This window comes from Corynebacterium tuberculostearicum, assembly GCF_030229345.1.
In the GTDB taxonomy this organism is placed as follows: Bacteria; Actinomycetota; Actinomycetes; order Mycobacteriales; family Mycobacteriaceae; genus Corynebacterium; species Corynebacterium tuberculostearicum_G.
In genome coordinates, this window is sequence record NZ_JASPGP010000009.1 from 1 (window position 1) to 25,860 (window position 25,860).

General features: G+C 58.6%; 24 protein-coding genes. 10 read left to right on the top strand and 14 right to left on the bottom strand.

The annotated features are described in order from the left end of the window. Positions 1-366: 366 nt before the first annotated feature. Entirely contained in the window at positions 367-1,431 is a 1,065-nt protein-coding gene (locus QP884_RS07205) for a PAC2 family protein (RefSeq protein ID WP_284821518.1), read from the bottom strand. A 224-nt stretch (positions 1,432-1,655) separates the two neighbouring features. Between QP884_RS07205 and QP884_RS07210 the strand changes: the two genes are divergently transcribed. Further along, positions 1,656-2,759, top strand: coding sequence for a DUF4192 domain-containing protein (locus tag QP884_RS07210; protein WP_284821519.1), 1,104 nt, complete (start codon positions 1,656-1,658; stop codon positions 2,757-2,759). Between the two features lie 12 nt (positions 2,760-2,771). Here QP884_RS07210 and galE read toward each other — a convergent pair whose 3' ends face one another. The 9 genes from galE to QP884_RS07255 form a co-directional block, all read right to left on the bottom strand. Continuing rightward, complete coding sequence (gene galE / locus QP884_RS07215; RefSeq protein ID WP_284821520.1) at positions 2,772-3,758, bottom strand: UDP-glucose 4-epimerase GalE; 987 nt, start codon at positions 3,756-3,758, stop codon at positions 2,772-2,774. 2 nt (positions 3,759-3,760) lie between these two features. Then, positions 3,761-4,438, bottom strand: a complete 678-nt coding sequence (locus QP884_RS07220; protein ID WP_005328577.1) for a metal-dependent transcriptional regulator — start codon at positions 4,436-4,438, stop codon at positions 3,761-3,763. A gap of 222 nt (positions 4,439-4,660) precedes the next feature. Then, a complete protein-coding gene (locus QP884_RS07225) occupies positions 4,661-5,674 on the bottom strand; it encodes a sigma-70 family RNA polymerase sigma factor (RefSeq protein ID WP_005325073.1) in 1,014 nt (337 codons plus the stop codon). A gap of 182 nt (positions 5,675-5,856) precedes the next feature. Beyond that, positions 5,857-6,648 carry a helix-turn-helix transcriptional regulator gene (locus QP884_RS07230; protein WP_434736456.1) on the bottom strand — a complete coding sequence of 264 codons (792 nt, stop codon included), beginning with the start codon at positions 6,646-6,648 and terminating at the stop codon, positions 5,857-5,859. Between the two features lie 144 nt (positions 6,649-6,792). Further along, positions 6,793-8,166, bottom strand: a complete 1,374-nt coding sequence (locus QP884_RS07235; RefSeq protein WP_284821522.1) for an L-serine ammonia-lyase — start codon at positions 8,164-8,166, stop codon at positions 6,793-6,795. Positions 8,167-8,212: 46 nt separating this feature from the next. Further along, on the bottom strand, positions 8,213-9,628 hold the full coding sequence (locus QP884_RS07240; RefSeq protein ID WP_284821523.1) for an HAAAP family serine/threonine permease: 1,416 nt from the start codon (positions 9,626-9,628) through the stop codon (positions 8,213-8,215). Between the two features lie 358 nt (positions 9,629-9,986). After that, positions 9,987-10,430 carry a D-aminoacyl-tRNA deacylase gene (gene dtd / locus QP884_RS07245; RefSeq protein WP_284821524.1) on the bottom strand — a complete coding sequence of 148 codons (444 nt, stop codon included), beginning with the start codon at positions 10,428-10,430 and terminating at the stop codon, positions 9,987-9,989. A gap of 42 nt (positions 10,431-10,472) precedes the next feature. Then, positions 10,473-12,044 (bottom strand): class I SAM-dependent methyltransferase, encoded by a 1,572-nt coding sequence (locus QP884_RS07250; protein ID WP_284821525.1) that lies wholly within the window; start codon positions 12,042-12,044, stop codon positions 10,473-10,475. 15 nt (positions 12,045-12,059) lie between these two features. Then, a complete protein-coding gene (locus QP884_RS07255) occupies positions 12,060-12,434 on the bottom strand; it encodes a DUF3099 domain-containing protein (protein WP_005325064.1) in 375 nt (124 codons plus the stop codon). A gap of 137 nt (positions 12,435-12,571) precedes the next feature. Here QP884_RS07255 and QP884_RS07260 point away from each other — a divergent pair, with 137 nt between their 5' ends. Both QP884_RS07260 and QP884_RS07265 read left to right on the top strand, forming a co-directional pair. Continuing rightward, positions 12,572-12,823 (top strand): DUF3039 domain-containing protein, encoded by a 252-nt coding sequence (locus QP884_RS07260; protein WP_005325062.1) that lies wholly within the window; start codon positions 12,572-12,574, stop codon positions 12,821-12,823. Further along, a complete protein-coding gene (locus QP884_RS07265; protein WP_284821526.1) occupies positions 12,820-14,586 on the top strand; it encodes a DEAD/DEAH box helicase in 1,767 nt (588 codons plus the stop codon). The genes QP884_RS07260 and QP884_RS07265 overlap by 4 nt, the downstream gene beginning before the upstream one ends. An 86-nt stretch (positions 14,587-14,672) precedes the next feature. Here the strand turns inward: QP884_RS07265 and QP884_RS07270 are convergent, their stop codons facing one another. Continuing rightward, positions 14,673-16,145: an RNA polymerase sigma factor gene (locus tag QP884_RS07270; RefSeq protein ID WP_284821527.1), complete on the bottom strand. Its 1,473-nt coding sequence runs from the start codon at positions 16,143-16,145 to the stop codon at positions 14,673-14,675. A 200-nt stretch (positions 16,146-16,345) separates the two neighbouring features. Continuing rightward, the gene (ppgK, locus tag QP884_RS07275) at positions 16,346-17,104 is read right to left on the bottom strand and encodes a polyphosphate--glucose phosphotransferase (protein ID WP_225746859.1); all 759 of its coding nucleotides are present in this window, start codon (positions 17,102-17,104) and stop codon (positions 16,346-16,348) included. On the opposite strand from ppgK, the gene QP884_RS07280 reads away from it, so the two are divergent. After that, a complete protein-coding gene (locus QP884_RS07280) occupies positions 17,103-17,990 on the top strand; it encodes an inositol monophosphatase family protein (RefSeq protein ID WP_284821528.1) in 888 nt (295 codons plus the stop codon). The genes ppgK and QP884_RS07280 overlap by 2 nt on opposite strands. 112 nt (positions 17,991-18,102) lie before the next feature. Further along, positions 18,103-18,393 carry a DUF4193 domain-containing protein gene (locus tag QP884_RS07285; RefSeq protein WP_005325023.1) on the top strand — a complete coding sequence of 97 codons (291 nt, stop codon included), beginning with the start codon at positions 18,103-18,105 and terminating at the stop codon, positions 18,391-18,393. Between the two features lie 111 nt (positions 18,394-18,504). Here the strand turns inward: QP884_RS07285 and QP884_RS07290 are convergent, their stop codons facing one another. Next, on the bottom strand, positions 18,505-19,041 hold the full coding sequence (locus tag QP884_RS07290; protein ID WP_434736457.1) for a DUF3093 domain-containing protein: 537 nt from the start codon (positions 19,039-19,041) through the stop codon (positions 18,505-18,507). 64 nt (positions 19,042-19,105) lie between these two features. On the opposite strand from QP884_RS07290, the gene dut reads away from it, so the two are divergent. The 5 genes from dut (at position 19,106) to dxs (ending at position 24,595) form a co-directional block, all read left to right on the top strand. Further along, the gene (dut, locus tag QP884_RS07295; RefSeq protein WP_204608775.1) at positions 19,106-19,579 is read left to right on the top strand and encodes a dUTP diphosphatase; all 474 of its coding nucleotides are present in this window, start codon (positions 19,106-19,108) and stop codon (positions 19,577-19,579) included. A gap of 48 nt (positions 19,580-19,627) precedes the next feature. Further along, positions 19,628-20,575 (top strand): DUF3710 domain-containing protein, encoded by a 948-nt coding sequence (locus QP884_RS07300; protein WP_284821529.1) that lies wholly within the window; start codon positions 19,628-19,630, stop codon positions 20,573-20,575. A 17-nt stretch (positions 20,576-20,592) separates the two neighbouring features. Next, positions 20,593-21,315 carry a DUF3159 domain-containing protein gene (locus QP884_RS07305; RefSeq protein WP_434736458.1) on the top strand — a complete coding sequence of 241 codons (723 nt, stop codon included), beginning with the start codon at positions 20,593-20,595 and terminating at the stop codon, positions 21,313-21,315. After that, positions 21,308-22,531 carry a class I SAM-dependent RNA methyltransferase gene (locus tag QP884_RS07310; protein WP_284821530.1) on the top strand — a complete coding sequence of 408 codons (1,224 nt, stop codon included), beginning with the start codon at positions 21,308-21,310 and terminating at the stop codon, positions 22,529-22,531. The genes QP884_RS07305 and QP884_RS07310 overlap by 8 nt, the downstream gene beginning before the upstream one ends. Before the next feature lie 138 nt (positions 22,532-22,669). Next, positions 22,670-24,595 carry a 1-deoxy-D-xylulose-5-phosphate synthase gene (dxs, locus tag QP884_RS07315; protein ID WP_284821531.1) on the top strand — a complete coding sequence of 642 codons (1,926 nt, stop codon included), beginning with the start codon at positions 22,670-22,672 and terminating at the stop codon, positions 24,593-24,595. 20 nt (positions 24,596-24,615) lie between these two features. On the opposite strand, the gene QP884_RS07320 is transcribed toward dxs, so the two are convergent. Further along, positions 24,616-25,860, bottom strand: coding sequence for an HRDC domain-containing protein (locus QP884_RS07320; RefSeq protein ID WP_284821532.1), 1,245 nt, complete (start codon positions 25,858-25,860; stop codon positions 24,616-24,618).

Consider the following 25,860-nt stretch of genomic DNA (forward strand, 5'->3'; position numbering starts at 1 on the left):
AAGTGCTCTGATGACAGGCCAAACTCGCGCGCAAGATCCATCGCTGTCTCACCAGAAAGGTGGCGTTGGACAACTTCGGTCTTGATTTCGAACGAATACTGCTGCTTAGTCGGTTTTTCCACAAGACATAGTCTGCCATGCAGCTTAAACCGACGACAGAGCATACGGGCGGCGTATGTGGAGACACCAAGAGCAGTAGCAGCGGCACGATAGCCCACGCCTTGCTCAAATAGTTCAACCAACTGCTCCCGCTGATGCTCACTCACCAAACTTCGAGCTCTCAATGAAAACTACTCCCCACTAATCGGAAACTGATTTCTCAGTCCAACTAATGGGGAGCAGTTCACGGCGATGGGGGCGGGTTAGTTAGATATCGTCACCTAAGTCGCCCTCGCCCGAAGCAGAATCAGGGCCATTTTTCCCGTCATCGGACTGCGGGCCTTCCTCCTCGGCGGAATCTTCGCGGTCATCGATCTCGGTATTGATGATCTGCTGGCTTTCTTCTTCATCCAAGGAAGCCAAAAATGCCTGGAACTCCTCGCTGATTTCCTCACCGGTAGGCATGGGCTCCTCGCCAGGCATGATCGCCTGCGGATGCTCCTTGCGGTAGCGCTCCATATAAGCGTCATACTGCTGCTCGAGTTGTTGGACTACGCTTTCAATCTCATCCGAGCCACCAACTTGCTCCTCCAGCTGGTTTTCCACGCGAGAAATATCGGCCTCAATGCTGCCCAAAGGAATATTGAGGCGCGCCGCCCGCGCCACCGAATCCAGCAACTGGTACGTGGCCTGCGGATAGGGCGAAGCTGCCAGATAATGCGGCACGTGGACGGTATATCCAGCCACGGTGCGGTGCTTATCCGCCAGAGCCTTTTCCAGATACAGCGCGGCGGAGCCTGGCACCATCATGGTGGAATCCATCGAGAGCATGTGCTCAGTCAAGCGGGAGGAGGTGCCATGGGCCGTAACCACCGTGGGGCGGGTATGCGGCACCGGCATCGGCGCGGCATAGAGCATGATGGTGTCTTCAATATTGAATTTTTCCACCAGCTTCACTACGGCCGTGGTGAACGCCTCCCAGCGCATGTCTGGTTCAGGGCCAGACAGCAGTAGGAAGGTCTTGCCGGAATTATCGCGCAGGACCTTAATACCAAGATCCATGGACTCGATTTCCAGCGCCCGATCCTTATCGATCGTGATAGCCGGGCGGCGCGAGCGGTAATCAATCAGCTCATCAGAGTTAAACGACGCCAGCTGGCGGCCTTCCAAAGCGGCTTTCAGGTGGTCAGCACTCGCCTCAATGGCCTGGCCAGCGTCAGCATAACCGTGCATGGCAACAATCATGGTGGGGCCTTGTCCGTCACCGGAATCATCCCTAATCACCGGAGCCGGATATTCCAGCTCATACATGCGGCGATCTTCTTCGTGCATGTTGTGTTACCTCCTTGCTTTCTTACCTACCCCAACGCCGCGCGCGTGCTTACTATTCCCGCGCGCACTGCGAGGCTAAATAAACAATTGTGCCCCAAACCGCTGCGCATTGCCAGCGCAATCCCGGGCGGGGTGTGGAAAGCCGCTTGCCGACGCCCCCTTCACCCCACCTATCCACAGATCCTCACCACCTAGCCCCTGGTGGCCTATGCAGAGTTGCGCGCATGGTTGACGCTGGGGCCATGGACATCACAACACCAACTCAGCCCATCCGTACGCCCGGCGATATCCTCGCCAATGTCCCAGGAATCCTCGGATTCTTTCCCGCCGAATCAGTCATCCTCATCTCCATCCAACCCAGCCAACGCGGACACAGCATCGGACCAGTAGCCCGCCTCGATCTGCACGATGTGCCTGGTGCCCTGCACGAGGTGATGGATGCGTTTCACTGCGGAAACCCCGAAATCATCTTCTGCTTCGTGCTCTCCCAGCGCGAGGAAGGAGAGCTCTGGGACATTCTGCAGTCTCTTTACCATTTCCAAGACCGGACAGGTATGGGCATCGATGCCTGCTGGCTGGCCGAAGAACTATCCACCGATACCGCCTATGACCTCATCTTTGGCCACGCCACAGAAAGCGGCGAGGGCCCGCTGCAGAAATGGATGGAAGGAACCATACCCGCCATCTCGACGAGCCACACGATGCGCGCCTGCGTGAATAATGGCATGCTTCCGGAACTGAACCGTCATGACTTAGTCCAGCGCTTCAAGGACCCGAACCCATACTTTGGGGAAGAAGAGATTAGGGCCATGGAGCGATGCGCCGAAGAGATTGCCCGCCAGTTGCGCGCCGGGCACGGATACGGCACCACAAATCCAGTGCAGGTGGTCAAACACCTCATCGCCGATGTGCGCTATGTGCTCAGCGAGGTCGAATCGCTGGAGGAAACCCTAGAAAATGAAGAATTGTTGTGCGTGGCAGCCATGTGGATGTCTACCACCTGGACCCGTGACCTAGTCATTGCGGAGCTCGTCTCCGCGCCGCAGAAAGCAGGTGACCTGTTATTGGCGGTAGCCCGTACATTCCAGGGGTCAATTCGCTATAACGCCCTAGCTTTGTACGCTGCTAGCCAGGTGTCCCACGAATTCGGAATTTATGCCGGTCCGGCGCTTTCCGTAGTAGTAGAAGAGGCGCCCCATCACAATTTGGGGCGCCTCATAGCGCAGGGGTACCGCAGCGGCATGGGAAAGCGGTTGGTCTCCAGCCTATGCCATGGTTGCGAGCTAGCCCGCGAAGCAGCGGGGCTCCGCGTCGATAGCCCCGCCTAACACGCGCGGCGTCTAGGAACGCTTCGCCGAATGTGCCTTATCGCCGAGCTGTCGGGTGAAGTTCCACGCGTCGGTGACGATGGTTTCCAGGTCCGTACGGGTGGGATTCCACCCGAGTTCCCGCTGAATCTTCTCTGAGGAAGCGATGAGCGTAGCTGGGTCGCCCGCGCGGCGCGGGGCCACCTCAGCCGGAATATCGTGGCCGGTGACCTTGCGACACATCTCGATGACCTGCTTGACGGAGTACCCATCGCCAGAACCCAAGTTGTAAATGCGGTGGGTGCCAGGTTCATTGGACTCGAGGGCAAGCACGTGGGCGTCGGCTAGATCGCGGATATGGATGTAGTCACGCACTGGGGTGCCGTCTGCGGTATCCCAGTCATCGCCGAACATGAAGATCTTATCGCGGTGGCCCAAAGCAACCTGCAACACGATGGGGATGAGGTGGGTTTCTACCTCGCGGTTCTCGCCAATATTTCCGTAGGCGCCAGCCACATTGAAATAGCGCAGCGAGGTAGCGCCTAGGCCGTAGGCGTGGGCAAAGGACGTGATCATGTAGTCGATGGCCAGTTTGGTTGCACCATACGGATTGGTGGGCTGGGTTGGCATGTCTTCCGTAATCGGGACTTGGTCGGGCTCACCGTAGGTTGCAGCGGTGGAGGAAAAGACGAGGTTTTTGACGTCGTTATCCCGCATGGCATTAAGCAGTGTCAGGGTAGTAACGACGTTGTGCTGCCAGTACTCATCTGGCTTTTCCACGGATTCGCCCACCAAGGAGCGCGCAGCGAAGTGAATGACGCCTTCGAAGCCACCTTCGCCCAGGACATCGGCAGCCTTGTCCGCGACGTCGCCCTCGATGACGCGGGCGGCTTCCGGAACGGCCTCACGGTTGCCGGTGGAGAAATTATCGATGATGGTTACGTCATGGCCTTGTTCGACTAATACTGCGGCGCAGACGCTGCCCACGTAGCCGGCGCCACCGGTGACAAGAAGTTTCATGGCTATACCTCCACGCGCACAGCGTGCGCCAAATCGTCGGAAAGCACGACGCTGCCGCCCTCAGGGGTCGACAGTGTAATCGTGCCGCTGTTATTGACCACGGACACCTTCGCGCCCACTCGGATTCCAGCATCGGTGAGTTCTTGGAAGGTGCCATCATCAACCTGCAGGATTTCATTGACCTGGATGACGGTAGCGGAGACCTGCTCGCCATTGGGTAGGTCGACCGCGCGGGTGCCCTGGTCCGGCTGCGGAACATCGAAGCCAAGTGCAGACAGTGCCGGAATAGGATTGCCAAAGGGGGACCGCGTCGGGTCATCGAGAACGGCGACCATGCGCTTTTCCACCTCTTCACTCATGACGTGCTCCCACCGGCAGGCCTCGTCGTGGACCTTGGCAATGTCGAGCCCCAGGACGTCGGTAAGCAAACGCTCTGCCAACCGGTGCTTGCGCATGACTGCGGTTGCTAGGTCGCGGCCCTTGTCCGTGAGATCCAAACTGCGGTCGGTGCGCACGTGCAAAAGGCCATCGCGCTCCATGCGGGCCACAGTCTGAGAAACCGTTGGCCCGGACTGCTCCAAACGCTCCGCAATGCGGGCGCGCAGGGGAGTAATGCCTTCTTCCTCTAGCTCGTAGATGGTCCGCAGATACATCTCCGTTGTATCAACTAGGTCCCTCACGTGGGCATACCTTTCTGTGTGAATACAGTTACGCGGCTATAGTCCCGCCCAAGAACGGGAAAGCGCTTTCTAGACTCTGCAGTCCAGATTAGCCTACCTAAGGCTTGGCTCGCCGCTAGGAACCAAGCCGATGCCTTATCAACGCCAAACCCCGAGCCCATGGCGGTACGTTGCCAAATGGGCCCGGGGAGAGGGTGTGCTGCCGAATGCAGTAGGTGAGGATTACAAAGCGTACTCGCGCAGGCGATCGGCGCGGTTGCCATCGCGCAGCTTAGCCATGACTTCGCGCTCAATCTGGCGTACACGCTCGCGCGAGAGGCCGAAGCGGCGACCAATCTGATCCAAGGTGCGCGGAACACCATCATCGAGGCCGTAGCGCAGGCGGATGACGTCCTGCTCGCGCTTTTCCAAGGTGTCAATCACACCGCGGATATCGGAGTGGCGCATAGAAGCGACGACCGCAGTTTCAGCATCGGTAGCTTCCGCGTCTTCGATGAAATCACCCAAAGGAGCTTCTTCATCGGTACCTACCGGCATATCGAGAGAGACCGGATCGCGCGACTGGCGCAGCAGCATCTCAATCTTGTTCTCATCAATACCGGATTCTTCCGAAAGCTCCTCGTTGGTAGCTTCGCGACCCAAGGATTGATACATCTCGCGCTTAATGCGGGAAAGCTTGTTTACCTGCTCCACCAAGTGGACGGGGAGGCGAATGGTGCGGGACTGGTCAGCCATGCCGCGGGTAATTGCCTGGCGGATCCACCACGTGGCATAAGTGGAGAACTTAAATCCCTTGGCGTAATCGAACTTCTCCATTGCGCGGATAAGGCCCAAGTTGCCCTCCTGGATGAGATCCAGCAGTGGCATACCGCGGCCGGTGTAGCGCTTTGCCAGCGAGACAACGAGGCGCAGGTTGGCTTCGAGCAGGTGGGAGCGTGCCTTCTTGCCTTCGCGAGCGAGGATCTTAAGGTCGCGCTTTTCTGCGCGGGTGAGCTTTTCTGCGTTATTGAGCTTGTACTCCGCGTACAGACCAACCTCAATGGCCTGAGCGAGTTCTACCTCATCTTCCGCGCTGAGTAGTGCGGTCTTGCCGATGCCGTTGAGATAAACGCGGACGAGGTCGGCAGAAGGGTTATCGTTGGTTTGGTTGCGGCGAGATCCGCGGTCTACTTCCTGTTCTTCATCAGTAGTGGCACTTGAAGTGCCCTTGGCGGTGGTGGCAGATGTCTTCGTCATGGTGAAGCCTCCTGAATTTGTCGCCGGTTTCACAAAGTACAACGGAGTCTGTAGCGATTTAGTTCCCGGTGCGGAGAGAATCATTAAAAACAGTTGTTCCCCGTGGTACAACTCCACCTTTTCGGGGGAGAGGTACCACGGGGAACGGTTACGAGCTGCGAATAGCTAGGAATGTGGAACTACTATCCACGCACCTGGACGAGGTAGCGGTAGATAGTCGGCTCAGATACGCCGAGACGCTCTGCAGCTGCGGCAATTCCGCCTTTAAGAAGGAAGAATCCTGCATCCTCAAGGTCAGAGACCACTTCGAGTCGCTCCTCGCGCTGCATGCGAGGTACTGGCGTGCTCTGGTTAGAAATTGCGGAATTCAACATGGAATCGAGAAGGTGCTCCACGTTAGAACGCAAAGACTCGCTGACTTCTTCCTTCTCTGGCTCCTCTTCCGTAGCCTCGTCTTCTGGAACCGGGTCTGGTACCGCAACGGGCCGCTGCGGCTGCTCTTCTGTGCCGGGGTAGCCGCCGAAGGCCTTTGACTTATCAAATGCGGGATCATCGGCGTTGCCGATAAGTGCAGCGGCAGCATCGCGAATATGTACCAACTCGGAGACATCAACATTGATGCACAGCATGCCGCGCATATGGCCGGAGTCATCTCGGATGAAGTAGCTTGAAGAGCGGCAAATCTTGCCTTCCGCATTGACGGCGCGGTAGCCGGTCATCATGGGTATTGCTGCGGCATCGCCTTGTTTCATAAACCACAAAGCGAAATCGGTCACCGGGCCGCCTAGCTGCCGGCCGGAGATGTGGCCGTTGGCGATGGCCATGATGGATTTATCGGGGACGTCGAGATCGTGAAGTACGATTTCGGTGTTGGGGCCCATTGCCTTACCGAGGAATTCGACGAGGGGAATGTACTGCTCGAGGAAGTTTTCTTCGGAGGCACTGCCGCTAGGGAAGTTCATTAGCTGAAGCATGTCCTTTAATTCCTGTCAGGTTATAGAGAAGATATCACACGGAAGCGAATAGGCGAAAGGGGGAGTAGCGCCAAGAAAGCCGGATGAACACAAGCGGCTTAGCGCTGTGCTCACCCGGCTCATCGCTTCTTTATAGGGTGGTCTCTATCCGCACACCGGAACTGGTGGGTGAACTGCTAGGGCCAGGCCACCTTGTGAGGTTTCCCTGTACTTGGCGTTCATATCCTTACCAGTCTTATACATGGTCCAGATGACTTCGTCCAAAGAAACGCATGGCTTGCTCTCGCGCTCCAGCGCCATGCGGGCGCTAGTGATGGAGTCAACGGCGGCAACAGCGTTGCGCTCAATGCAGGGTACCTGAACCTGTCCAAGGACTGGGTCACAGGTCAGGCCTAGCTTGTGCTCCATGCCAATCTCGGCAGCGATGCAAACCTGCTCTGGGGTAGCGCCCATGAGCTGGGCGAGACCGCCAGCAGCCATGGAGCACGCAACACCAACTTCTCCCTGGCAGCCGACCTCAGCGCCAGAGATGGAAGCGTTCATCTTGTACAGGGAAGCAATCTGGTTGCAGGCGAAGATGTAATCAGCAAACATCTCGGTGGTAACAGGCTCAACGAACTTGTCGTAGTAGGCCAGCACTGCCGGAACAACGCCGCAGGCGCCGTTCGTAGGAGCGGTAACAACGCGGCCGCAGGATGCATTCTCTTCAGAGATAGCCAGAGCGAACATATTGACCCAGCTGAGGATGTTCAGACCATCATGCGGTTCGGACTGCTCAAGCCGGCGCCTGAGGGCAGCGGCGCGGCGGGGGACAAGCAGAGAGCCTGGGAGCGGGCCGTCGGTAGCGGAGCCGCGCTTGATGCCGGTGTACATGACATCGCGAACCTTGCGCAGGTGCTCGTTGACCTCATCTTCGGAGCGCAGTGCCAGCTCGTTGGCAAGTCCAAGCTCCGGGAGGGTCATGTTGTTCTTCTCGCACAGCTCGAGCATCTCTGTGGCGCTGGCGTATGGGAAGGGGATATCAACCTTGGCGTCGGTGCGCTTGGCAAAGTCTTCCTGCTTGACAATGAAACCGCCGCCGACTGAGTAGTAGGTCTTGTGCAGGATGTCTTCCTCGCCGGCGAAGGCGATAAGACACATGCCGTTCTCGTGCATTGGGAGATATTCATCGTGGAAGTAGAAGCCGCCGTCCTTGGGGAATTCTACCTCGTGGGAGCCGCCCAGCATGAGCTTCTCGCTGCTGCGGACGTTCTTCATGAATTCGGAGATGCCGTCGATATCAACCGTCTCTGGCTCTTCACCAGCGAGGCCGAGGAGGATGGCCTTGTCGGTGGAGTGGCCGATGCCCGTGAGGGAGAGGGAACCGTAGACATTTGCCTGAACTCGCGTGACCTTGTCAAAGAGGTCCTTTTCCTTGAGCTCGTCCACGAAAGCCTTGCCGGCTTTCATTGGCCCAAGAGTGTGTGAGCTTGAGGGGCCGATGCCAATCTTGAACATATCGAAGATGCTGATGAACATTGTTCTTTCCTTGAATCCTCTGCGATTTTCTCGTCTGCGGCGGTGCTTAGAAAGCCTGGACGATGGAGTAGATGATGGTTGCCAGGGCGACGAGGCCCATGAAGAAGACGAAGTAGTTGGAAGCCTTGCCCTTGTAGCGCTTCAGCGCAGGAACCTTGTGAATGGCGACCATTGGGATGATGAAGAGCATGATGGCAATCGTCGGGCCACACAGGGTTTCAATCATGCCCAGGATGGATGGGTCAGCCCAGGCGACGAGCCAAGCGGTGACCAGCATGAAGATGAGGGTGATGGTATCGAGCTTGTGGGCGGACTCTGCGTCGTCCTTGCTTGCGTTCTTGCTGCCCTTGATGACGAGGCCTTCGAAGCCTTCGGCTGCGCCGAGGTAGTGGCCGAGGAAGGACTTAGCAACTGCAATCATGGCGATGATTGGTGCAATCCACTGGATAAGTGGGGTATCGAAGTGATTGGCCAGGTAAGACAGGATGGTGATGTTTTGTGCCTTAGCTTCTGCCATGTCAGCCGGGGAGAGGCTCAGAGCGCAGGAGAAGACGAAGAACATAACCACGGCGACCATGAGGATTTCTGCGCGGAGCAAGGTCTTGCGGGACTTGGCCTCAGCGAACTTGCCGTAGGTCTGGCGGCGGTCAACGGCGAAGGAGGAAATCATCGGGGAGTGGTTGAAGGAGAAGACCATAACCGGAACCAGCAGCATCAGGGTAACGCCCATGCTGTGGCCAGAAGCCTCGCGAGCAACGTTGAGGTCGAAGGAATCGAAGAGTGCGGTATTCCACTTCGGGATGAGGTAGAGGGAAAGCAGAACCAGGATGCCGATGAATGGGTAGACCAGGTAGGACATGACGTGAACTACGACGTCCTTGCCCATGCGGACGACCAGGATGAGACCGCCTACTAGCAGGAGGGAGGTAAGCCAGCGCTCCGGCGGGGTGATTCCGAGCTGGTGCTCCAAGAAGGAGTTGACCGTGTTGGTGATGGTTACCGAGTAAACCAGCAGGATGGGGTAGACCGACAGGAAGTACAGGATGTTCATCAGAACGCCAGCCTTCTTGCCAAAGTGTTCCTCGACGACGTCCGTGAGGTCACCGTCTGGCTTGGAGCTGGAAAGCACCAAGCGGGTCAATCCGCGGTGGGCCCAGAAGGTCATTGGCAGTGCTACCACCGTCATGATGATCAGTGGGATGATGCCGCCGATACCGGCGTTGATGGGGAGGAAGAGGACGCCGGCGCCGATTGCGGTGCCGAACAGGGAGAGCATCCATACGGTGTCTTCCTTATTCCACTTCGGTGCACCCTTCTGGCCATCGAACGGGGTGTCAACGCCAGGGGCTGGTGCGGATTCCTTGGAGGAGGGAGCTGCCTTGGAGGTCTTGAGATCCTCGGGCATCTCAGCCTGGTTTTCTGGGTGCTGGGCTTTGTTGCGCCGCGTGATTGAGTGGGACATTTTCTTTCCTGCATCTAGTTGGTCGGCCGAAGCGTTTGGGCTTCTGCAACCATGATTGAGAAAAATTTTCTCACTCAATTTTGCGTTTGTAGGATTTTGAGAAATTATCTCGCATCCTGCATATCCAGCCCTTTTGCTTCGCTGTGCCTTCAGTATAGGACAAAATCTTGCAGGGTGATAATAAATTATTGCACTGCGAGTAGGGCATTTATCACCCTCTGAGAATTTGCATTCCGCAGTGCTTTATGGCTTGCTCTACACAAAATCCGGAAAAGTGGTTTGGGTCACGGAATCGTTTGTAAAAGGGCCTGCTTAACACGATTTTCAGATATCGTGGGGTGGAAATGAAGGGTGCGGGCTAGGTCTCTACCAAGACGGTGAACGGTCCTTCGTTCACAGAGGAAACGCGCATTTTAGCCCCGAATTGGCCTGTTTCTACTGACACGCCGCGGTCCCTGAGGTGCGCAATAATCGCCGCGATGACCGGTTCGGCCTCGGGTCCTGGAGCGGCATCCGCCCACGAAGGGCGCCGCCCTTTGGCAGTGCGGCCGTACAAAGTAAATTGGCTCACCACAAGCACGGGCGCTCCGGCGTCAATGACTGAGACTTCGCCATCAAGAATGCGCAGTTCTGCAATCTTGCGTGCCATTTTCTCAGCGCGGGGCTGCCAATCATCCATATCCTCGCGCGAGACACCAACTAGAGCGAGAAGACCACCGGTTTCGGGGCAATCGATGGCTCCTACGGTTTCTCCATCGACGGTCACTGTGGCCTCTGATACCCGAGTCAAAACTGCGCGCATGGTTTACTTCTCCTTATATAACGAGTGGGGGACAGTGTGGATTTAGCTAAGGTCCGGCGAATCCGTATCCAAGAGGAGATCAGCTGGGATAAGCAGGCCATGTCGGACCATATCGATCACGGCAGGTAGGGCAGCAGTAGTAAGTTCTGCTTCGTCGAATCCATGTGCCGCCGCATACAGGCCGATGGTTTCTTCCAGGTTCAAGCCCTGTGGGTTGAGCCCTGCGACGATTGCAGCAATGTGTTCATCTACTTCGTGGCTCCAGCGCGGACCGTCGGTGCGAGTAAGACGTAGAGCGGCCCGGGTAAAGCCCTGTCCCAATTCCGCATCTGGGGTGCTGATATCTTCGCGTGCCAGCCCCGGGCGTACCTGGAAGTGCTTTCCCTGTAGCTCACCGGGTACTAGGTCGCGCAACCACGCTACACGGGCAAAGTATTCTTCTACTTCAGGGCCAAGTGGGTCGCTAAAGGCCTGCGGCATTTCTTCGGCCAAGATATCGGCAGGTTCATCGTCGCCGATGCGTTGGATAGCCACAAAACCAAAGCCAATGCCATTGACCTCGTGCTGCTTGAAATGCTCCAGCCAGGCGCGAGAGCGCTCTTGGCCTTCAGGGGAGCGTACATCCAGGGATTCGTCCTCGAGCCAAGTGGACACATAGAGGGCGGGATCGGCTACGTCGCGTTGGATGATCCAGGCGGCAATTCCTTTGTCCGGCAGCCAGGAAGCAACGCGTTGCTGCCAGGTCTCGCCGCTGGTGTGTACCCAAGCTGCCAGAAGGTGAGCCGTGCCGCCAGGGGTTAGGTGTTCGGTGGCTCGAGAGACAACCAGCTCGCTGGCACCGTCCAGATTTAACCCGGAATCGCGGTAGACGTGGCCAACTTCGGGAAGGCCAACAACAAAAGGTGGGTTAGCTACGAGGCGGTCAAAGCGGCGGCCGGCTACGGGGTCGAACCACGAACCTTGCAGCAATTCCACTTTCTCGCTATCGCCAGTAGCGGCAATGGTAGCCTCGGCCAATTCCAACGCACGCTCATGCACGTCGGTGGCAGTAATCTTTTCAGCGCAATCGAGCTGCCCCAGCAATTGGACGCCCGAGCCAGTGCCTAGATCTAAGACGCTGCCCACTGGGCTTACTGGCGTGGATTGCAGCAGCGAAAGGCTTGCCGCACCAACGCCAAGCACATGGTCTGGGCCAGGTACGTGGTCGACCAAGGAGGCGTCGACGTCGGAGAAGATGAGACGGTTGGCGCCAACGATGGTGTGGGGGCGGATATCGAGGGCAATGTAGGCCTTGCCATGGGCGTCGGCAAGCGCAACATTGGCATCGAGCAACTGGGTAGCCAGGCGCGCGCCTACCGCCTCGCCCAAAAGCGTGGCCGGCAGGTGCTCATGAAGGAGGAAGAAGCGGATCAAAAGATCCAATTGAGATTCGCTATGCGCGGCGAGCGCAACTGGTGCGGGTTCGCCGCGGAAGAGGGCCTCGGTAACTTCCGGACCTAGGTGCCCGGCTACGCCATCGGTAGTAAAATCGGCGGCGGTAAAGACGTCGGAAAGCTCTGCGGCCAGCGTGGCTAGCGCGGTGGCATCAAAGTCGGGGCCAAAAGCGGTCGTCATATAAGCAGGAATCCTTTACTCTTCTTCGTGATCAATGATGTCGTGGTGTGCCTCAATAGGCCGGGCGGTGCCGCCGGATACCTGTGGGGCGTGGGCCTGGCTATAAAGCTGCCGGTTCATGGCTGGCTTGTACACGTTTTTCTCGCGCTTATCCTTCTTTTCTCCCCGGCCGTTGCCAATCACCACGGCTATCCAGGGGAGGGGAAATGTCACGCCCACAATGATGGCGGCTAAAAGCCACCAATGCATATAAAGGAAGAAGCCGGCGATGAGCAGGGAAGGAACGCGCAAGAACTGGAAGATTCCGTACCGGATTTCGCGGCGCTTGCGGTCCTGGCCAGGCGAGAGCTTGGCATCTGTGATGAGGTAGCGCTCTTTTTTGCCAAACAACCTAGACTCGGCTCCCCTCGTGCGTGTCGGCGTTCCCTCGATAAGGGGAGAGGGGCGCAGTGGCTGGCGTGCATGACGTGTACATGTTCTCCAAGGGTAGCCGCCTGACTCGCAAAGTTCGATGCCGATGCGGCAAAATGGAGTGCGTGACTACGACTACGAAGACAATTGAACGGCCAGATATTCGTGAAGACACTTCGACGACGGATAATGACACGCCGAAGTTCTTCCACTACGTCAAAAAGGATCACATCCTCGATTCCGCAGTGAACGGCAAGTACGTCGTTGCGCTGTGCGGCGAAACTTTCCCGGTGACCAAGCAGGCAAAGCCGGGTTCTCCGGTGTGCCCCGATTGTGAGCGTGTGTATAAGGGTCTGCGCCGCAAGTGAGGACTTTTAAAAAGACTAACCTTCGCGCCTGGCAGCAGTCCGCCCTCGATAAATTCCTCGCCACTAAGCCGCAGGACTTCATGGCGGTGGCGACCCCGGGCGCCGGAAAGACTACTTTCGCCCTGCGCATTGCCACCGAGCTCATGGAAGACCGTACGGTCGAGCGCGTAATCGTGGTGGTGCCTACCGAACACCTCAAGACCCAGTGGTCGAGCGCTGCCGCGCGCGTAGGTCTGGCTCTAGATCCGGCGTTTAGCAATTCCTCCGCCGTTAATCCCTCCATGGACGGCATTGTGGTGACTTATGCGCAGGTGGGTATGCACCCCTTTAAGCACCGCGCGGTGGCCTCTGCACGGCGCACTTTGGTGATCCTTGATGAGATTCACCATGCAGGCGACGCCAAGAGCTGGGGCGATGGCGTCAAGGAAGCCTACGACGATGTCAATCACCGCCTGGCCTTGACCGGTACGCCTTTCCGCTCCGATGACTCACCCATTCCATTCGTCCAGTACGTGGACGATGGGGAGGGGCACAAGGTATCCCGCTCGGACCATACCTATGGCTATGGCGATGCGCTTGCCGACGGCGTCGTGCGCCCCGTTGTCTTTCTTTCTTACTCTGGCGAAGCCCGCTGGCGCGACTCGGCCGGCGAGGAACATGCAGCCCGTTTGGGCGACATTATGAATGCGGAGCAAACCGCCCGAGCGTGGCGCACCGCCTTGGACCCCAAGGGTGAGTGGATCCCTGCTGTGCTGCAGGCGGCGCATACCCGCCTGATGCAAATGCGGCGCAATATGCCGGATGCCGGCGGCCTTGTGCTGGCTTCGGATACGACGACCGCGCGCGCGTATGCCAAGATCCTCAAACAGCTTTCTAATACGCCAGTGTCGGTGATTTTGTCTGATGATCCCGGTTCCTCGGACCGTATTCAGGAGTTTTCTGAGTCCACCGATGAGTGGATGGTGGCAGTCCGCATGGTGTCCGAGGGCGTCGACGTCCCGCGCCTTGCGGTGGGCGTTTATGCTACCTCGGCGTCGACTCCTCTCTTTTTCGCCCAGGCCATCGGCCGCTTCGTGCGCTCGCGCATGCCGGGCGAGACGGCATCGGTTTTCCTTCCATCGGTTCCTGTGCTGCTGGGCTTGGCGGAAAATATGGAAAAGTCCCGCGACCACGTCTTGGGTGAAGAAAAGCCCGACAAGGAAGGCTGGGACGACGAACTGCTAGAGCAGGCGAATCAGAAAAAGACCGAACCAGACATGCTGGAGAAGTCTTATGAGTCGCTTGGTGCCGAAGCAGAGTTTTCGGGACTGCTCTACAACGGTTCTCAGTTCAATACCGGGGATATGACCACGGATGAGGAAGCGGACTTCCTTGGCATTCCCGGGCTACTGGATGCGGACCAAGTAAAAGACTTGCTGCGCAAGAAGCAATTCGAAGAAATGGACCGCCGCGAAGCGGAGGAAAAGGCGCGACGCGCCGCTGAGGCGGAGGAGGCTCACCGGCGCAAGCTCTACGGCATGGATTATGCACCGGCCTCGCGGAAAAAGACTGTGGAGTCTGAGTCCAGCGACACCGGAGTCGTCGATGAGCTAGGCCAGTTGCGCAAGGAACTCAATACGGTTGTCTCCATCGCTGCCCAGCGCTCGGGCCGCCCGCACGGTGCTATCCATACCGAGGTGCGCAAGGCCTGTGGCGGCCCGCCCACCGCGCTCTGCAATGCCGAGCAGCTGCGCGAGCGCATCGAATACCTGCGCAAGTGGTAGAACGGCCATGGTGGCTAGAGAGTAGTTACACGAAAAGCCCGCACCGAAATTGGTGCGGGCTTTCTACGTTCCTGCAGCTGCAGCGACTAGTCGAGGTAGTCGCGCAGAACCTGCGAACGAGATGGGTGGCGCAGCTTCGACATCGTCTTGGACTCGATCTGGCGAATGCGCTCGCGGGTAACTCCGTAGACCTGGCCAATCTCGTCTAAAGTTCGCGGCATGCCGTCGGTCAAGCCAAAGCGGAGGCGAACCACGCCGGCTTCACGCTCGGACAGGGTAGTCAGCACGTCTTGCAGCTGATCCTGCAGCAAGGTGAAGGAGACTGCGTCGACCGCAATGACGGCCTCGGAGTCCTCGATGAAGTCACCCAACTGGGAATCGCCTTCGTCACCGATGGTCTGATCCAAGGAAATGGGCTCGCGGGCGTACTGCTGGATTTCGAGCACCTTTTCCTCGGTGATATCCATCTCCTTCGCCAGCTCCTGCGGGGTAGGCTCGCGGCCCAAGTCCTGCAAGAGCTCGCGCTGGATGCGGCCCAGCTTGTTGATGACCTCCACCATGTGAACCGGGATGCGGATGGTACGAGCCTGGTCAGCCATGGCGCGGGTAATGGCCTGGCGGATCCACCACGTGGCGTAGGTGGAGAACTTATAGCCCTTGGTGTAATCGAACTTCTCCACCGCGCGGATAAGACCCAAGTTGCCTTCCTGAATGAGGTCCAAGAAAGCCATGCCACGGCCGGTGTAGCGCTTCGCCAAGGAAACCACCAGACGCAGGTTGGCCTCCAGTAGGTGGTTCTTGGCCTTGCGGCCATCGCGGGCGATGCTGCGCAGGTCGCGCTTTTCCATGGGGGAGAGCTTGGCGGCCTTATCGCCTTCGGCGCGGGCCTTTTCCATCTCGTCCATGCGGTGCTGTGCGTACAGACCGGCCTCGATGCGCTTAGCTAGGGAAACCTCTTGCTCGGCGTTGAGCAGGGCAACCTTACCGATCTGCTTGAGGTAGGCGCGGACGGAGTCAGCAGAGGCGGTTAACTGCGCATCCTTGCGTGCCTGACGCAGCGCAGCGGACTCTTCCTCGTCCCAGACGGAAGAGGAGTCTTCCTCTTCTTCCTCATCGTCGTCGTCCAAATCCTCTTCGAGGTCATCGTCCTCGAGGTCTTCGCCGGCGTCGAAGTCATCATCGTCTTCGATGTCCGCATTGGTGGGATCGAAGTCGACGTCTTCGTCGTGCTCGTCCTCGTCGAGCTCCTCTTCTGCTTCCGGCTGTGCCTGCTTTTCGGACTCGGCTGGGGATTCCTGCTTCTTTGCCGCGGATTTGCGGACCGTCTTCTTAGTGGCCTTTTTGGCCGACTTCTTAGTGGTCTTCTTGGCCGACTTTTTGGCGGTCTTCTTCGCAGTCTTCTTGGCTGTTTTCTTAGCGGTCTTTTTGGCCGTCTTCTTAGCCGTCTTTTTCGCGGTTTTCTTTGCCGTCTTCTTGGCGGTCTTCTTTGCAGGAGTAGATGCCTCAGCGGCGTTTTCGCCCTCGCCGAGTGCCTGGTCTGAAGATTCAGTGGCTGCCACGTACGCCCTTTCGACTAACTTCTTGATTGAAACAGCTCAGTGCGCCCTAGTGGGGCGCTCGTGCATCAGTGTGATGTTAACGCGTTGTGGCCTTATGCAGGCCAGACACGCCCTAGAGCTATTTAACTTAGGATCGACCGCCCAGTATAGAGGATCTTTCCGATCTGCCGGTGGATAGGGTCACCTGTAGTGCGTAAATACTACGGTTTCAAACCGTCTACCGCCGCCATCGCAGCTCCGACAATTCCTGCGCGATTGCGCAGTTGTGCAGGCATTACGGGGGTTTCAATATCAAGGTGTGGGCCCCACTTTTCAAACTTGCGGGAAATCCCACCCCCGATGAGGAAGGCCTGCGGGTTAAAGAGCTTTTCGTATTCCGCGAGGACCTTGTTGAGTCGCTTAGTCCACTGCTTGTATTTGAGTTCCTCGCGGTCCTTTACGGCCGAGGACGCAATTTTCTCAGCCTCGTCATCGCCCACCGTGAGGTGCCCCAGTTCGGTATTAGGGAACAACTGGCCGTCCAGGAAGAAGGCTGAGCCGATACCGGTGCCGAGGGTTAGGAAGATAACGGAGCCCTGCTTGGCGATGTCCTCTCCGTAGGCCACCTCGGCTAGTCCCGCCGCGTCGGCGTCGTTAAGCACGGCAAAATCCGCATCCAGGTAGTCCGCAAAGAGTTCTGTGGCGTTGACCCCAATCCAGTCCTTGGAAATATTTGCCGCAGTCTCGACTTCTTGGTTGCGAACCACGGAAGGCAGGGTGATGCCAACGGGGCCGTCCCACTGCTTTTCCTGCACGATGTGGGCTACCACCTTGGCAACATCATGCGGCGTAGACGGCTGTGGGGTGGCGATCTTCATACGCTCGCCCACGAATTCGCCGGTGGCAAGGTCCACCTCAGCGCCTTTAATGCCGGAGCCGCCGATATCGATGCCAAAGGAATGGCCAGAAAGAGTAGTCATGCCCGACAGTCTAGAAGAAGGCACAATAGTTGGCATGACTGAGCAGATCGATTTTCTCCAATTGCGGGATTTTGCCGTTTCTACCGCCACTCGCGCTGCGGAATTAATTACTACGCGGCGTGCAGAACTAGTCGCAGGTGACGGCATCGCGGCGCATACCCACACCAAGTCCAGCGACGTAGATCCCGTAACGGAGGTCGATACCGCGACAGAGGAGTTCATTGCCACCACCATCCGCACCCAACGCCCTGGGGATGGAATCTTTGGCGAAGAAGGCGCCAATGTGGAATCGACTAGTGGCGTTACCTGGATTGTCGATCCTATTGATGGCACCGTGAACTTCTTGTACGGGGTGCCGGATTACGCCGTATCCATTGGCGCGGAATACCAAGGTCACCTCGTCGCTGGCGCGGTGGTCAACGTGGCGCGCGGGCGCACCTATGCGGCCTCAGCCGGGCAGGGCGCCACGGTCACCGGACCGGACGGAATTGAGCACGCACTGCGGTGTGGCCAGGCACAAGATCCTGCCTTGGCCTTGGTGGCTACCGGCTTTGGATACGGAGCCGACCGGCGTGCAGCCCAAGCCGAGCTTCTCACCAAGCTCCTGCCTAATGTGCGTGATATTCGCCGCATCGGCGCTGCCGCGCTCGACCTATGCAGGGTGGCAGAGGGAACCGTTGATGCCTACTTTGAGCACGGCATCAATGCCTGGGACTTTGCCGCTGGGGCAATCGTTGCTCGCGAAGCAGGTGCAGTAGTGCGCCATCCAGGCTTTGATAAGGGCTCTGCTGACGGTGAACTTACCTGGGCCGCGGGGGCAGATTTGGCCCCCGCATTCGAAAAGCTTTTAGCAGCGCACAGGGCCACGGACGCGCTGCGGGGGTAATAGTTTCCCACGCCGGCAAGCGGTGAGATGACATCTAGCCATTTGTGCTTTACTATGCGCGATCGATAAATACCCATTCCTTAAAGCAACTTGACCATTAGGGGCGTGCATTATGGCCACCGATTATGACGCACCGCGCCGGCGCGCGGAAGATGAACTCGAAACTGACTCCCTAGAAGGACTCAAAGCCGCTGAGAGCGATAACAACGGCATGGACGATGACGGAGAAATCGTCGAGGCCTTCCAGCCGCCATCAGTAGACCTTACGGGCGAGGAGCTAAATGTTGAGGTAGTTCCACGTCAGGAAAATGAGTTTACCTGCGGTTCGTGTTTCCTAGTGCAGTCCAATAAGCGTTACTCCCACGAAGAGGACGGCCAGCCAATCTGCAAGGATTGCGCCTAAAGGAATACGAAGCAGAAACGAAACCCCGCACTTGGCAACTTTCTACGAGCCGAGTGCGGGGTTTGCTTTTGCAGCCACCAAAATTTCGGTGGTGTGCAAAGACATTAAAGTTTAGTGCTGTTCCGGAACAAAGGCGTGGAGCAAAGCCTCCGGATCCTTCGAGGCGATGAGCCAATATGGAGTATCGTCCTCTGGATCGTTAAGCACCATCATGGCGTGCTCATCCACCCAAGCGTGGGAAACCAAAAACGCCGCGGGATCGAACTGCGGGCCCAGGGCATTGCGCCGCGCAGATTTGGGAACGGTGATAGACCGCGACACGACGTCGTTGGGCAACTGGGCATCTTTGACCGTGAGCCAACGCGTTCCATCCGGGTCACGCTCTACCTTGATGACTGTATTGGACCAGGTAATAAGTACCCACACGGCGATAGCGCCAAGGAGGATCGCGGGAATGATGGTCCACCACATGTTGCGGTTAAGGCCGGCAGTAGCGGAAGTAAGTGCCACGATGGCGGCGGCAAATAGCCAAAAGTACCAAGGGACCCACTGGCGTTCGCGGTAGAGCACTTGAGAGTCCACCGTGCCCTGTGCCGAAGCGGCGCTTGACGGTGCCGGAGTTGCGGAAGTAGCAGATGTATCAGACACGTCTAGTCAGTCTAGTCCACACGCGCCGCAGAATGAACCTCCCAAGGCAGGTAGGATTGGCCAGGTGACTGACTCGATTCCGCATTCTCAATCAGAAAGCCCCTTTGGGGACATTAAGGTCAAGCGCCTGGATAAGGAGCTTCCGTTGCCGCACCGTGCCCACCGTGGTGACGCCGGTGCGGACCTCTATGCAGCAGAATCTCTTACCCTGCAACCCGGCGAGCGCGCCCTCGTCGGCACCGGGATTGCCATTGCGCTGCCGCTAGGAACGGTTGGTTTAATTCACCCGCGCTCCGGACTAGCCGCCAAGCAAGGGCTTTCCGTTGTCAATACCCCGGGCACGGTGGATGCCGATTACCGCGGGGAGATCAAGGTCTGCCTCATCAACCATGACCGGCACGCTCCCATTGAGATCGAACGCGGAATGCGCATCGCTCAGCTCGTGGTCCAGCGCGTAGAGCTGGTGGGGTTTGCTGAGGTTGAAGAGTTGGATGACACCGTCCGCGGAGCCGGCGGCTATGGCTCTACCGGTGTGTAGTTAAAGCAGTAGAGACTCAACGAGACTTTTAGAAAGGACGTAGCACCCATGGGAATCTGGCCCTTTGGCAAGAAGAAAGACGAAGAAAAGAAGGCTCAGGAAAAGCCTGCAGCACAAAGCGAAAAGCCGGCGGACCCCACGTCCGCGGATGCAGAGGCGCAGGAGACCTATGCTCCAGTAGGCGACACCGCAGCAGATGCCGCGGCGGCTTCTGGCAATGAACCCCGCGAGTTTGCACATGATGCCATCAATGGCCAGACCGGCCCCTTTGATGGAGACTCTGTCGATATCGAGACCTTTGATTTCAGCGACTTTTCCATTGGCGTATTAGATCTGGGGTCCCTGCGCATCCCACTGCCAAAGGAATCCCAGGTACAGGTGGAAATGGGCGAACAAGGCCCACGAATGCTGCACATCGTGACCAAGGTAGGCCGAATTACTCCAGTAGCCTTTGCCGCCCCACGTAAGCCAGGCCAGTGGGCAGAATCCGTGGAGGAAATTAAGGAGGGCATGAGCCGCGACGGTCTTACCGTTACTACCGAGCCAGGCCCTTGGGGTGCTGAGGTCGTGGGCAAGAACGACAACGGTCAGGTCCGCGTTATCGGCGCAGATGGTCCGCGCTGGATGCTGCGCATGACCCTGGCCGCGCCGGCCGGCATGGAAGCAGACCTCGCAGACATGGCTCGCGAGGTGGCCGCCCGTACCTTCGTCTACCGCGGGGAAGACCCCATCCTGGCAGGAAATGCTTTGCCGGTCATCATGCCCGAGCAGCTCGTAGAGCAGGTCAAGCAGGCCATGGACCAGCGCCAGCAAGAACAGCAGGCAGCCGCTAATGCTCAAGACCACCCAGAAAACGGCGTGGGCGGCCCCGACCCTGCGGCAGAAACAGAGGCGGAGCAACACCTGCGCGATTTGGGCGGTACCCCACACCAGGGTGAGAATGGATCGTCCCCGCAGAATCCCGATGAGGGCTCTGCACCTAATTCCAAGAACTAGGCAAAGCAGTAAACCACGTGACACATTCTTCCTCGCCGCAACCTTCCCCGGACGCTAAGAACCAGGACTCTGAGGAGTCTGCTGCCGAGCCCACCCTGCTGGAGCAGATGGGTGGCTTATCAGGGCTCGTGTCGGCGACCTTGCCAGTCATTGTGCTGATTCCTGTCAATAACTTCTTTGGGCTGGGGCCAGCCCTGGCGGCGGCGCTCGGCGTGGCCGTTGTTATTGCACTCTGGAGGGTAATCCGTAAAGAGACCCTACAGCCGGCCATATCGGGTCTGCTGGGAGTCGCACTATGCGCTGCCATCGCCTGGTTTACCGGTGACGCCAAAGGATATTTCTTGTACGGCATCTGGATGTCGTTGGCACTGTGCATTGCCGCGGTACTATCAATCCTCTTCCGGTGGCCCGCTGTGGGTGTCATCTGGAAAGGGATTAACGGCGAGGAAATGCAGTGGCAAAAGGTTGCTCAGGCGCGCCGGGCTTATGCCATCGCTACCGGCGGGTGGGCGGTCATCTTCCTGGCCCGCTTTGTTATTCAGCGCGCCATTTATGATGCGGATGCCACTACCGCCTTAGGGGTGACCCGAATCCTGATGGGGTGGCCATTGACGCTTCTGGTTACGGCGCTGACCGTGTGGATGGTGCGCCGCGCGGATGCAGCCGTTGAGGCAGCAGCGGGCACAGGTGAGCACACTAACGCAGAACGAGAACAAAAGTCTGAGGCAGAAAATGACTGAATCAACCATGAGCCGCGGCGATAGTCTTGAGGTCACCATTGACCGCATGGCGCACGGCGGGGAAGGAATTGGCCAGGCGCCGGATGGGCGAGTGGTATTTGTTCCTCGCGCTTTTCCCGGCGACGTCGTCAAAGCTACGGCCGGCCGTGTAAAGAAGTCGTTCATTAAAGCGGAACTGGAAAGCATACTAAGCCCAGGGCCGCTGCGCGTGCCATCGTCTTGTCCTGCTGCCGCGCAGGGAGCAGGATGCTGCGATTTCGCCGAGCTGGATCCCGCGGCCGAAACCGGAATCAAGGCAGAGATCTTGTCGGAGCAGCTGCGCCGCACCGGCGTTGTCACCAGCGAGGAACTGAACATTGAGCAGCACACCCTAGAGCCGGTTCGGGGATGGCGCACGCGGGTGAGGTGGGGCGTCGACAAGCAAGGGCGCGCCGGAACCCGTCAGCGTCGGTCCAATGAGCTTATTACGGGCGCTGCCTGTACGCAGCTGGCTCCGGGATTGGCAGAGGGGCTCGTTGGAGAGGGCGCGCGCCGGTTTACCCCAGGTGCTGAGGTCATCGCCGTTCTCGATGGCGAGGGCAACCGCCACGTGGTAGAAACCCGCAAGGCCCCGCGCGGGCGCCGCGTGGAGACCATTCGTGAGGTGGTAGAAGGCAGCGGCAAGGTGCACGAGCATGTCGACGGGCGGACATTTAGCTTTCCTGCTACCGCCTTTTGGCAGGCCCACAGCCACGCACCGGCCGCGTATACCGATCTGATAGCGGAGTGGCTCGGGGGCCGCGAGTACCAAGAGCACACCGCCTGGGATCTCTACGGCGGCGTAGGCCTATTCGTTCCCTCACTGGCCCATGCCGTGCAGGGCAAGGTTATCTCCGTGGATTACTCACCGGCGGCTACGGCCGGGGAACAGGCCGCCCTTGCGGACTGCGAGGTGGAAGTAAAGTCCGCGAAGGTGGAGCAGGTCGCCGCCCAGCTTCCCAAGCCCGGCGCTGTAGTCCTTGATCCGCCGCGCACCGGAGCAGGGGAGGACGTGATTCGTTCCGTGGCGGCCGCTGCACCCCAGGCGGTCGTTCACGTGGGATGCGACCCCGCCACCTTCGCGCGCGACTTGGGATACTGGAACCAGCACGGATACGGAATAGAAAAGATGGCACTCATTAACGCGTTCCCCGGAACGCACCACTTTGAAACGATTGCGCTCATTACCCCTGCCTAATGAGCTTTTATGGCTCCGAGGCGGGGTGCGGCACGTTGCCGCGCCGTTCTCGGAACATTGACCGATATAATATTCACCGCCCGCCGCGGGTACGGTAGAAAAGAAGAACTAAGCACAGAAGGAGTTGAAGGCCGCTCCATGACTATCTTGGATACCATTAACTCGCCGCAGGACCTCAAGGTGCTGTCTGCAGACAAGCTTGAGGAGCTGGCGGCAGAGATTAGGCAGCGTCTCATTGACAAGGTCTCCGTCACGGGCGGACATCTGGGGCCTAACTTGGGCGTGGTGGAATTGACCATTGCGTTGCACCGTGTATTTGATTCTCCGCGTGAGCCCATTATTTTTGACACTTCGCACCAGTCCTATGTGCATAAGATGCTGACTGGGCGCACGGATCAGTTCGATACCTTGCGGCAAAAGGACGGCCTTTCGGGGTATACGGACCGCGGCGAGTCTGAACATGACTGGACCGAGTCCTCCCACGCTTCGGCGTCGCTGTCTACGGTTGATGGCTTGTCTAAGGCCTTCAAGATTCGCGGCGACGGCCACCGCAATGTCATCGGTGTTGTCGGTGATGGCGCCCTCACCGGCGGCATGTGCTGGGAGGCGTTAAATAATATCTCGGAGGACAAGGGCCGCAATGCGGTCATCGTGGTCAATGACAACGGCCGTAGCTATTCGCCCACCATCGGTGGCATTTCCGAAAACCTTGGCCGCATCCGTTCCCAGCACGGTTATGACGAGCTCATGGAACAGGGCAAGCGCCGCTTGAAGCAAATGGGATGGGTAGGCGAGCGCGCCTTTGATGCCTTGCATGCCATGAAAGAGGGCGTCAAGTCCACCGTCTTGCCTACCGAGATGTTCCCGGAACTGGGCATGAAGTACATCGGCCCCATCAATGGCCACGATATCGATAGCTTGGTGCATGCCCTGACTTATGCCCGCGATTATGACGGGCCCATCATCGTGCACGTGGTTACCGAAAAGGGCCACGGATTTGCCCCGGCCGTCAATGAACCGAAGGACCAGATGCACTCTACCGGTGCTATCGATCCGGTCACCGGTGTGGCTAAGGGCACCAAGCAGCCTGGCTGGACGGCCGCCTTCTCAGAGGAACTGGTAGCCGCTGCCGAGAAGCGCGATGACATCGTAGCCATTACCGCCGCAATGGCAGGTCCTACTGGGCTCGCTCCCTTCCAAGAGCGCTTCCCAGAGCGGTTCTTCGATGTGGGAATTGCCGAGCAACACGCAATGACCTCTGCCTCCGGTCTGGCGCTTGGCGGGATGCACCCCGTCGTGGCGGTATATTCCACCTTCTTAAACCGCGCCGTGGATCAGGTCATTATGGATATTGCGCTGCTAAAGCTGCCGGTAACCATCGTGCTTGACCGCTCCGGAGTTACCGGTTCCGATGGCGCTTCGCACAATGGCGTGTGGGATATGGCGCTCATGAGCATCGTGCCGGGAATGCATATTGCCGCCCCGCGCGATGGCGCGCGCCTGCGGGAACTCTTCCGTGAGTCGTTAGAGATTGAATCTGGCCCGTCCGTGGTCCGCTTCCCTAAGGGCAACCTGCTGCCGGATATGGAAGCGGTGGATACGTTGGGCGATGGCGTAGACATCCTGCACTATGGCGAAGCCGATGCGGGCGAGGACACCCCCGAGGTGCTCATCGTTTCCATCGGTGCTATGTCCGCGCGCAGCATCGAGGCTGCGAAGCTGCTGGGCGAACAGGGCGTGAACGTTACCGTTGTTGACCCGCGTTGGGTAGCGCCGGTGGCAAGCTCTGTGGTGGCTCTCGCCGCTGACCACGACTTGGTGGTTACGGCAGAAGACGGCCTTGTCCGCGGCGGTATTGGCTCCATGATTTCGGAGGCCCTCAGCGCAGCCGAGGTCGATACTCCTGTGCGCCGACTCGGCGTCCCAGGTTACTTCCCTAAGCACGGCTCCCGCGGCGAGGTTTTGGAAGAGTTCGGGTTGACGCCGGAGCTTATGGCGGCGTCGATAAGCGAGTGGCTAGAAAACCTCACCGCTGATGTTAATGCGCGAGGAGAAGAGGACTAAACCTAGCCTGCTAAATATTCCTAGAAAAGACCGTCCACGATAATCGGGGCGGTCATTTCTATTTGCCATTCGCGCGTGCCCTCCGCGCGGAGGAAGGCAGCGACGTCGCCTGGCTGCCGGATGGCGCCGGCGACAGAGTCAGGTCCGCGGTGGCGCTTATTGGCGCGCACACCTACCTTCGCCCATACCGCTGCACGCACAGCGGCAGGGCGGATAAGAAGTTCGGATGGCATCCCGAGTTCGGTCGCGACATCGGCGATGTCCGCGCGGATAGTTTGGTATATCTCCCATAGGTCCGGGTAGTCCTTGGCCCAGATGGTTTTGGAAGGAATCGGTTGTGGGGCGCGATGGACGCGAGGCCGTTGCTGCGGGGGAACGGTGCGCGCCTGGTGAAGCACAGCCATCCATTGGGCGGTCGCGCCCTTGCGCCGGCGAGGAAATCCCTTGACGCGGGTAAGTTCGCCGGCGGTGGTGGGAAGGGTGCGCGCGATTTCTACCAGCGTCTTATTCGCTAATACCCGGCCGGGCGCAGTGTCCGTGCGCCGAGCGATAGCATCGCGCTTGGCCCACAGCGCTCGAGCAGCAGCGAGCTGACGGCCGCTGCGCAAACTGGAGATGCCCTTCAGATCGCGCCACGTGTGCGGCTGGGGAGCGAAGTCTCCGGAATGTTCCTGGACTATGGCGGAAAATTCCTCTAAAGCCCAGTCCATTTTGTCTTGTTCGGCCAAAATATCGCGCAGGGCGTCGGCAAGTTCGAGGAGCAGTTCCACATCGAGCGCGGCGTAAGCCTTGAGTTCTTCGCTGAGCTGTGGGGTGGACCAGTCGGCGTCGCCGTAGCCCTTTTCCAATTCGACGTCAAAAAGCTCTGCGATCATAGTGCCCAGATTGGGCCGTTCAAATCCCGCGAGCCGTGCCGCCAGTTCCGTATCAAAGATGGAGCCGGGAAAGAGACCGAGCCACCCGAGACAAGGCAAATCCGAATGGGCGGCGTGAATAATCCATTCCGCGCCGTTGAGCACTGGGGCAAGGGCGGCCGTGAGCTCCTCGCGGTGGCCCTCAGGGGCAAAAAGCATCGTGCCCGCGCCGCGGCGGCGAATTTGCACTACGAAGGCGCGATCATCGTAGCGATAGCCGGAGGCGCGCTCGGTATCGATGGCAAAGGGGCCCGTACCCGCGGCGAGGCGGGCTGCGGCAGCGGTGAATTCCTCCGGGGTGGAAAGAACCGGCGGGATGCCCTCGAGCGGCCGGCTGCGCAATTCTGGCAT

Coding starts and splice junctions, on each gene's coding strand:
- QP884_RS07260 (WP_005325062.1), top strand. CDS start 12,572: ATGGAGTGCGTGACTACGACTACGAAGACAATTGAACGGCCAGATATT.
- galE (WP_284821520.1), bottom strand. CDS start 3,758: ATGAAACTTCTTGTCACCGGTGGCGCCGGCTACGTGGGCAGCGTCTGC.
- QP884_RS07285 (WP_005325023.1), top strand. CDS start 18,103: ATGGCCACCGATTATGACGCACCGCGCCGGCGCGCGGAAGATGAACTC.
- dtd (WP_284821524.1), bottom strand. CDS start 10,430: ATGCGCGCAGTTTTGACTCGGGTATCAGAGGCCACAGTGACCGTCGAT.
- QP884_RS07280 (WP_284821528.1), top strand. CDS start 17,103: ATGCCCGACAGTCTAGAAGAAGGCACAATAGTTGGCATGACTGAGCAG.
- QP884_RS07235 (WP_284821522.1), bottom strand. CDS start 8,166: ATGTTCATCAGCATCTTCGATATGTTCAAGATTGGCATCGGCCCCTCA.
- QP884_RS07230 (WP_434736456.1), bottom strand. CDS start 6,648: ATGCTTCAGCTAATGAACTTCCCTAGCGGCAGTGCCTCCGAAGAAAAC.
- QP884_RS07225 (WP_005325073.1), bottom strand. CDS start 5,674: ATGACGAAGACATCTGCCACCACCGCCAAGGGCACTTCAAGTGCCACT.
- QP884_RS07310 (WP_284821530.1), top strand. CDS start 21,308: ATGACTGAATCAACCATGAGCCGCGGCGATAGTCTTGAGGTCACCATT.
- QP884_RS07240 (WP_284821523.1), bottom strand. CDS start 9,628: ATGTCCCACTCAATCACGCGGCGCAACAAAGCCCAGCACCCAGAAAAC.
- QP884_RS07250 (WP_284821525.1), bottom strand. CDS start 12,044: ATGACGACCGCTTTTGGCCCCGACTTTGATGCCACCGCGCTAGCCACG.
- QP884_RS07320 (WP_284821532.1), bottom strand. CDS start 25,860: ATGCCAGAATTGCGCAGCCGGCCGCTCGAGGGCATCCCGCCGGTTCTT.
- dxs (WP_284821531.1), top strand. CDS start 22,670: ATGACTATCTTGGATACCATTAACTCGCCGCAGGACCTCAAGGTGCTG.
- QP884_RS07205 (WP_284821518.1), bottom strand. CDS start 1,431: ATGCACGAAGAAGATCGCCGCATGTATGAGCTGGAATATCCGGCTCCG.
- QP884_RS07300 (WP_284821529.1), top strand. CDS start 19,628: ATGGGAATCTGGCCCTTTGGCAAGAAGAAAGACGAAGAAAAGAAGGCT.
- ppgK (WP_225746859.1), bottom strand. CDS start 17,104: ATGACTACTCTTTCTGGCCATTCCTTTGGCATCGATATCGGCGGCTCC.
- QP884_RS07210 (WP_284821519.1), top strand. CDS start 1,656: ATGGTTGACGCTGGGGCCATGGACATCACAACACCAACTCAGCCCATC.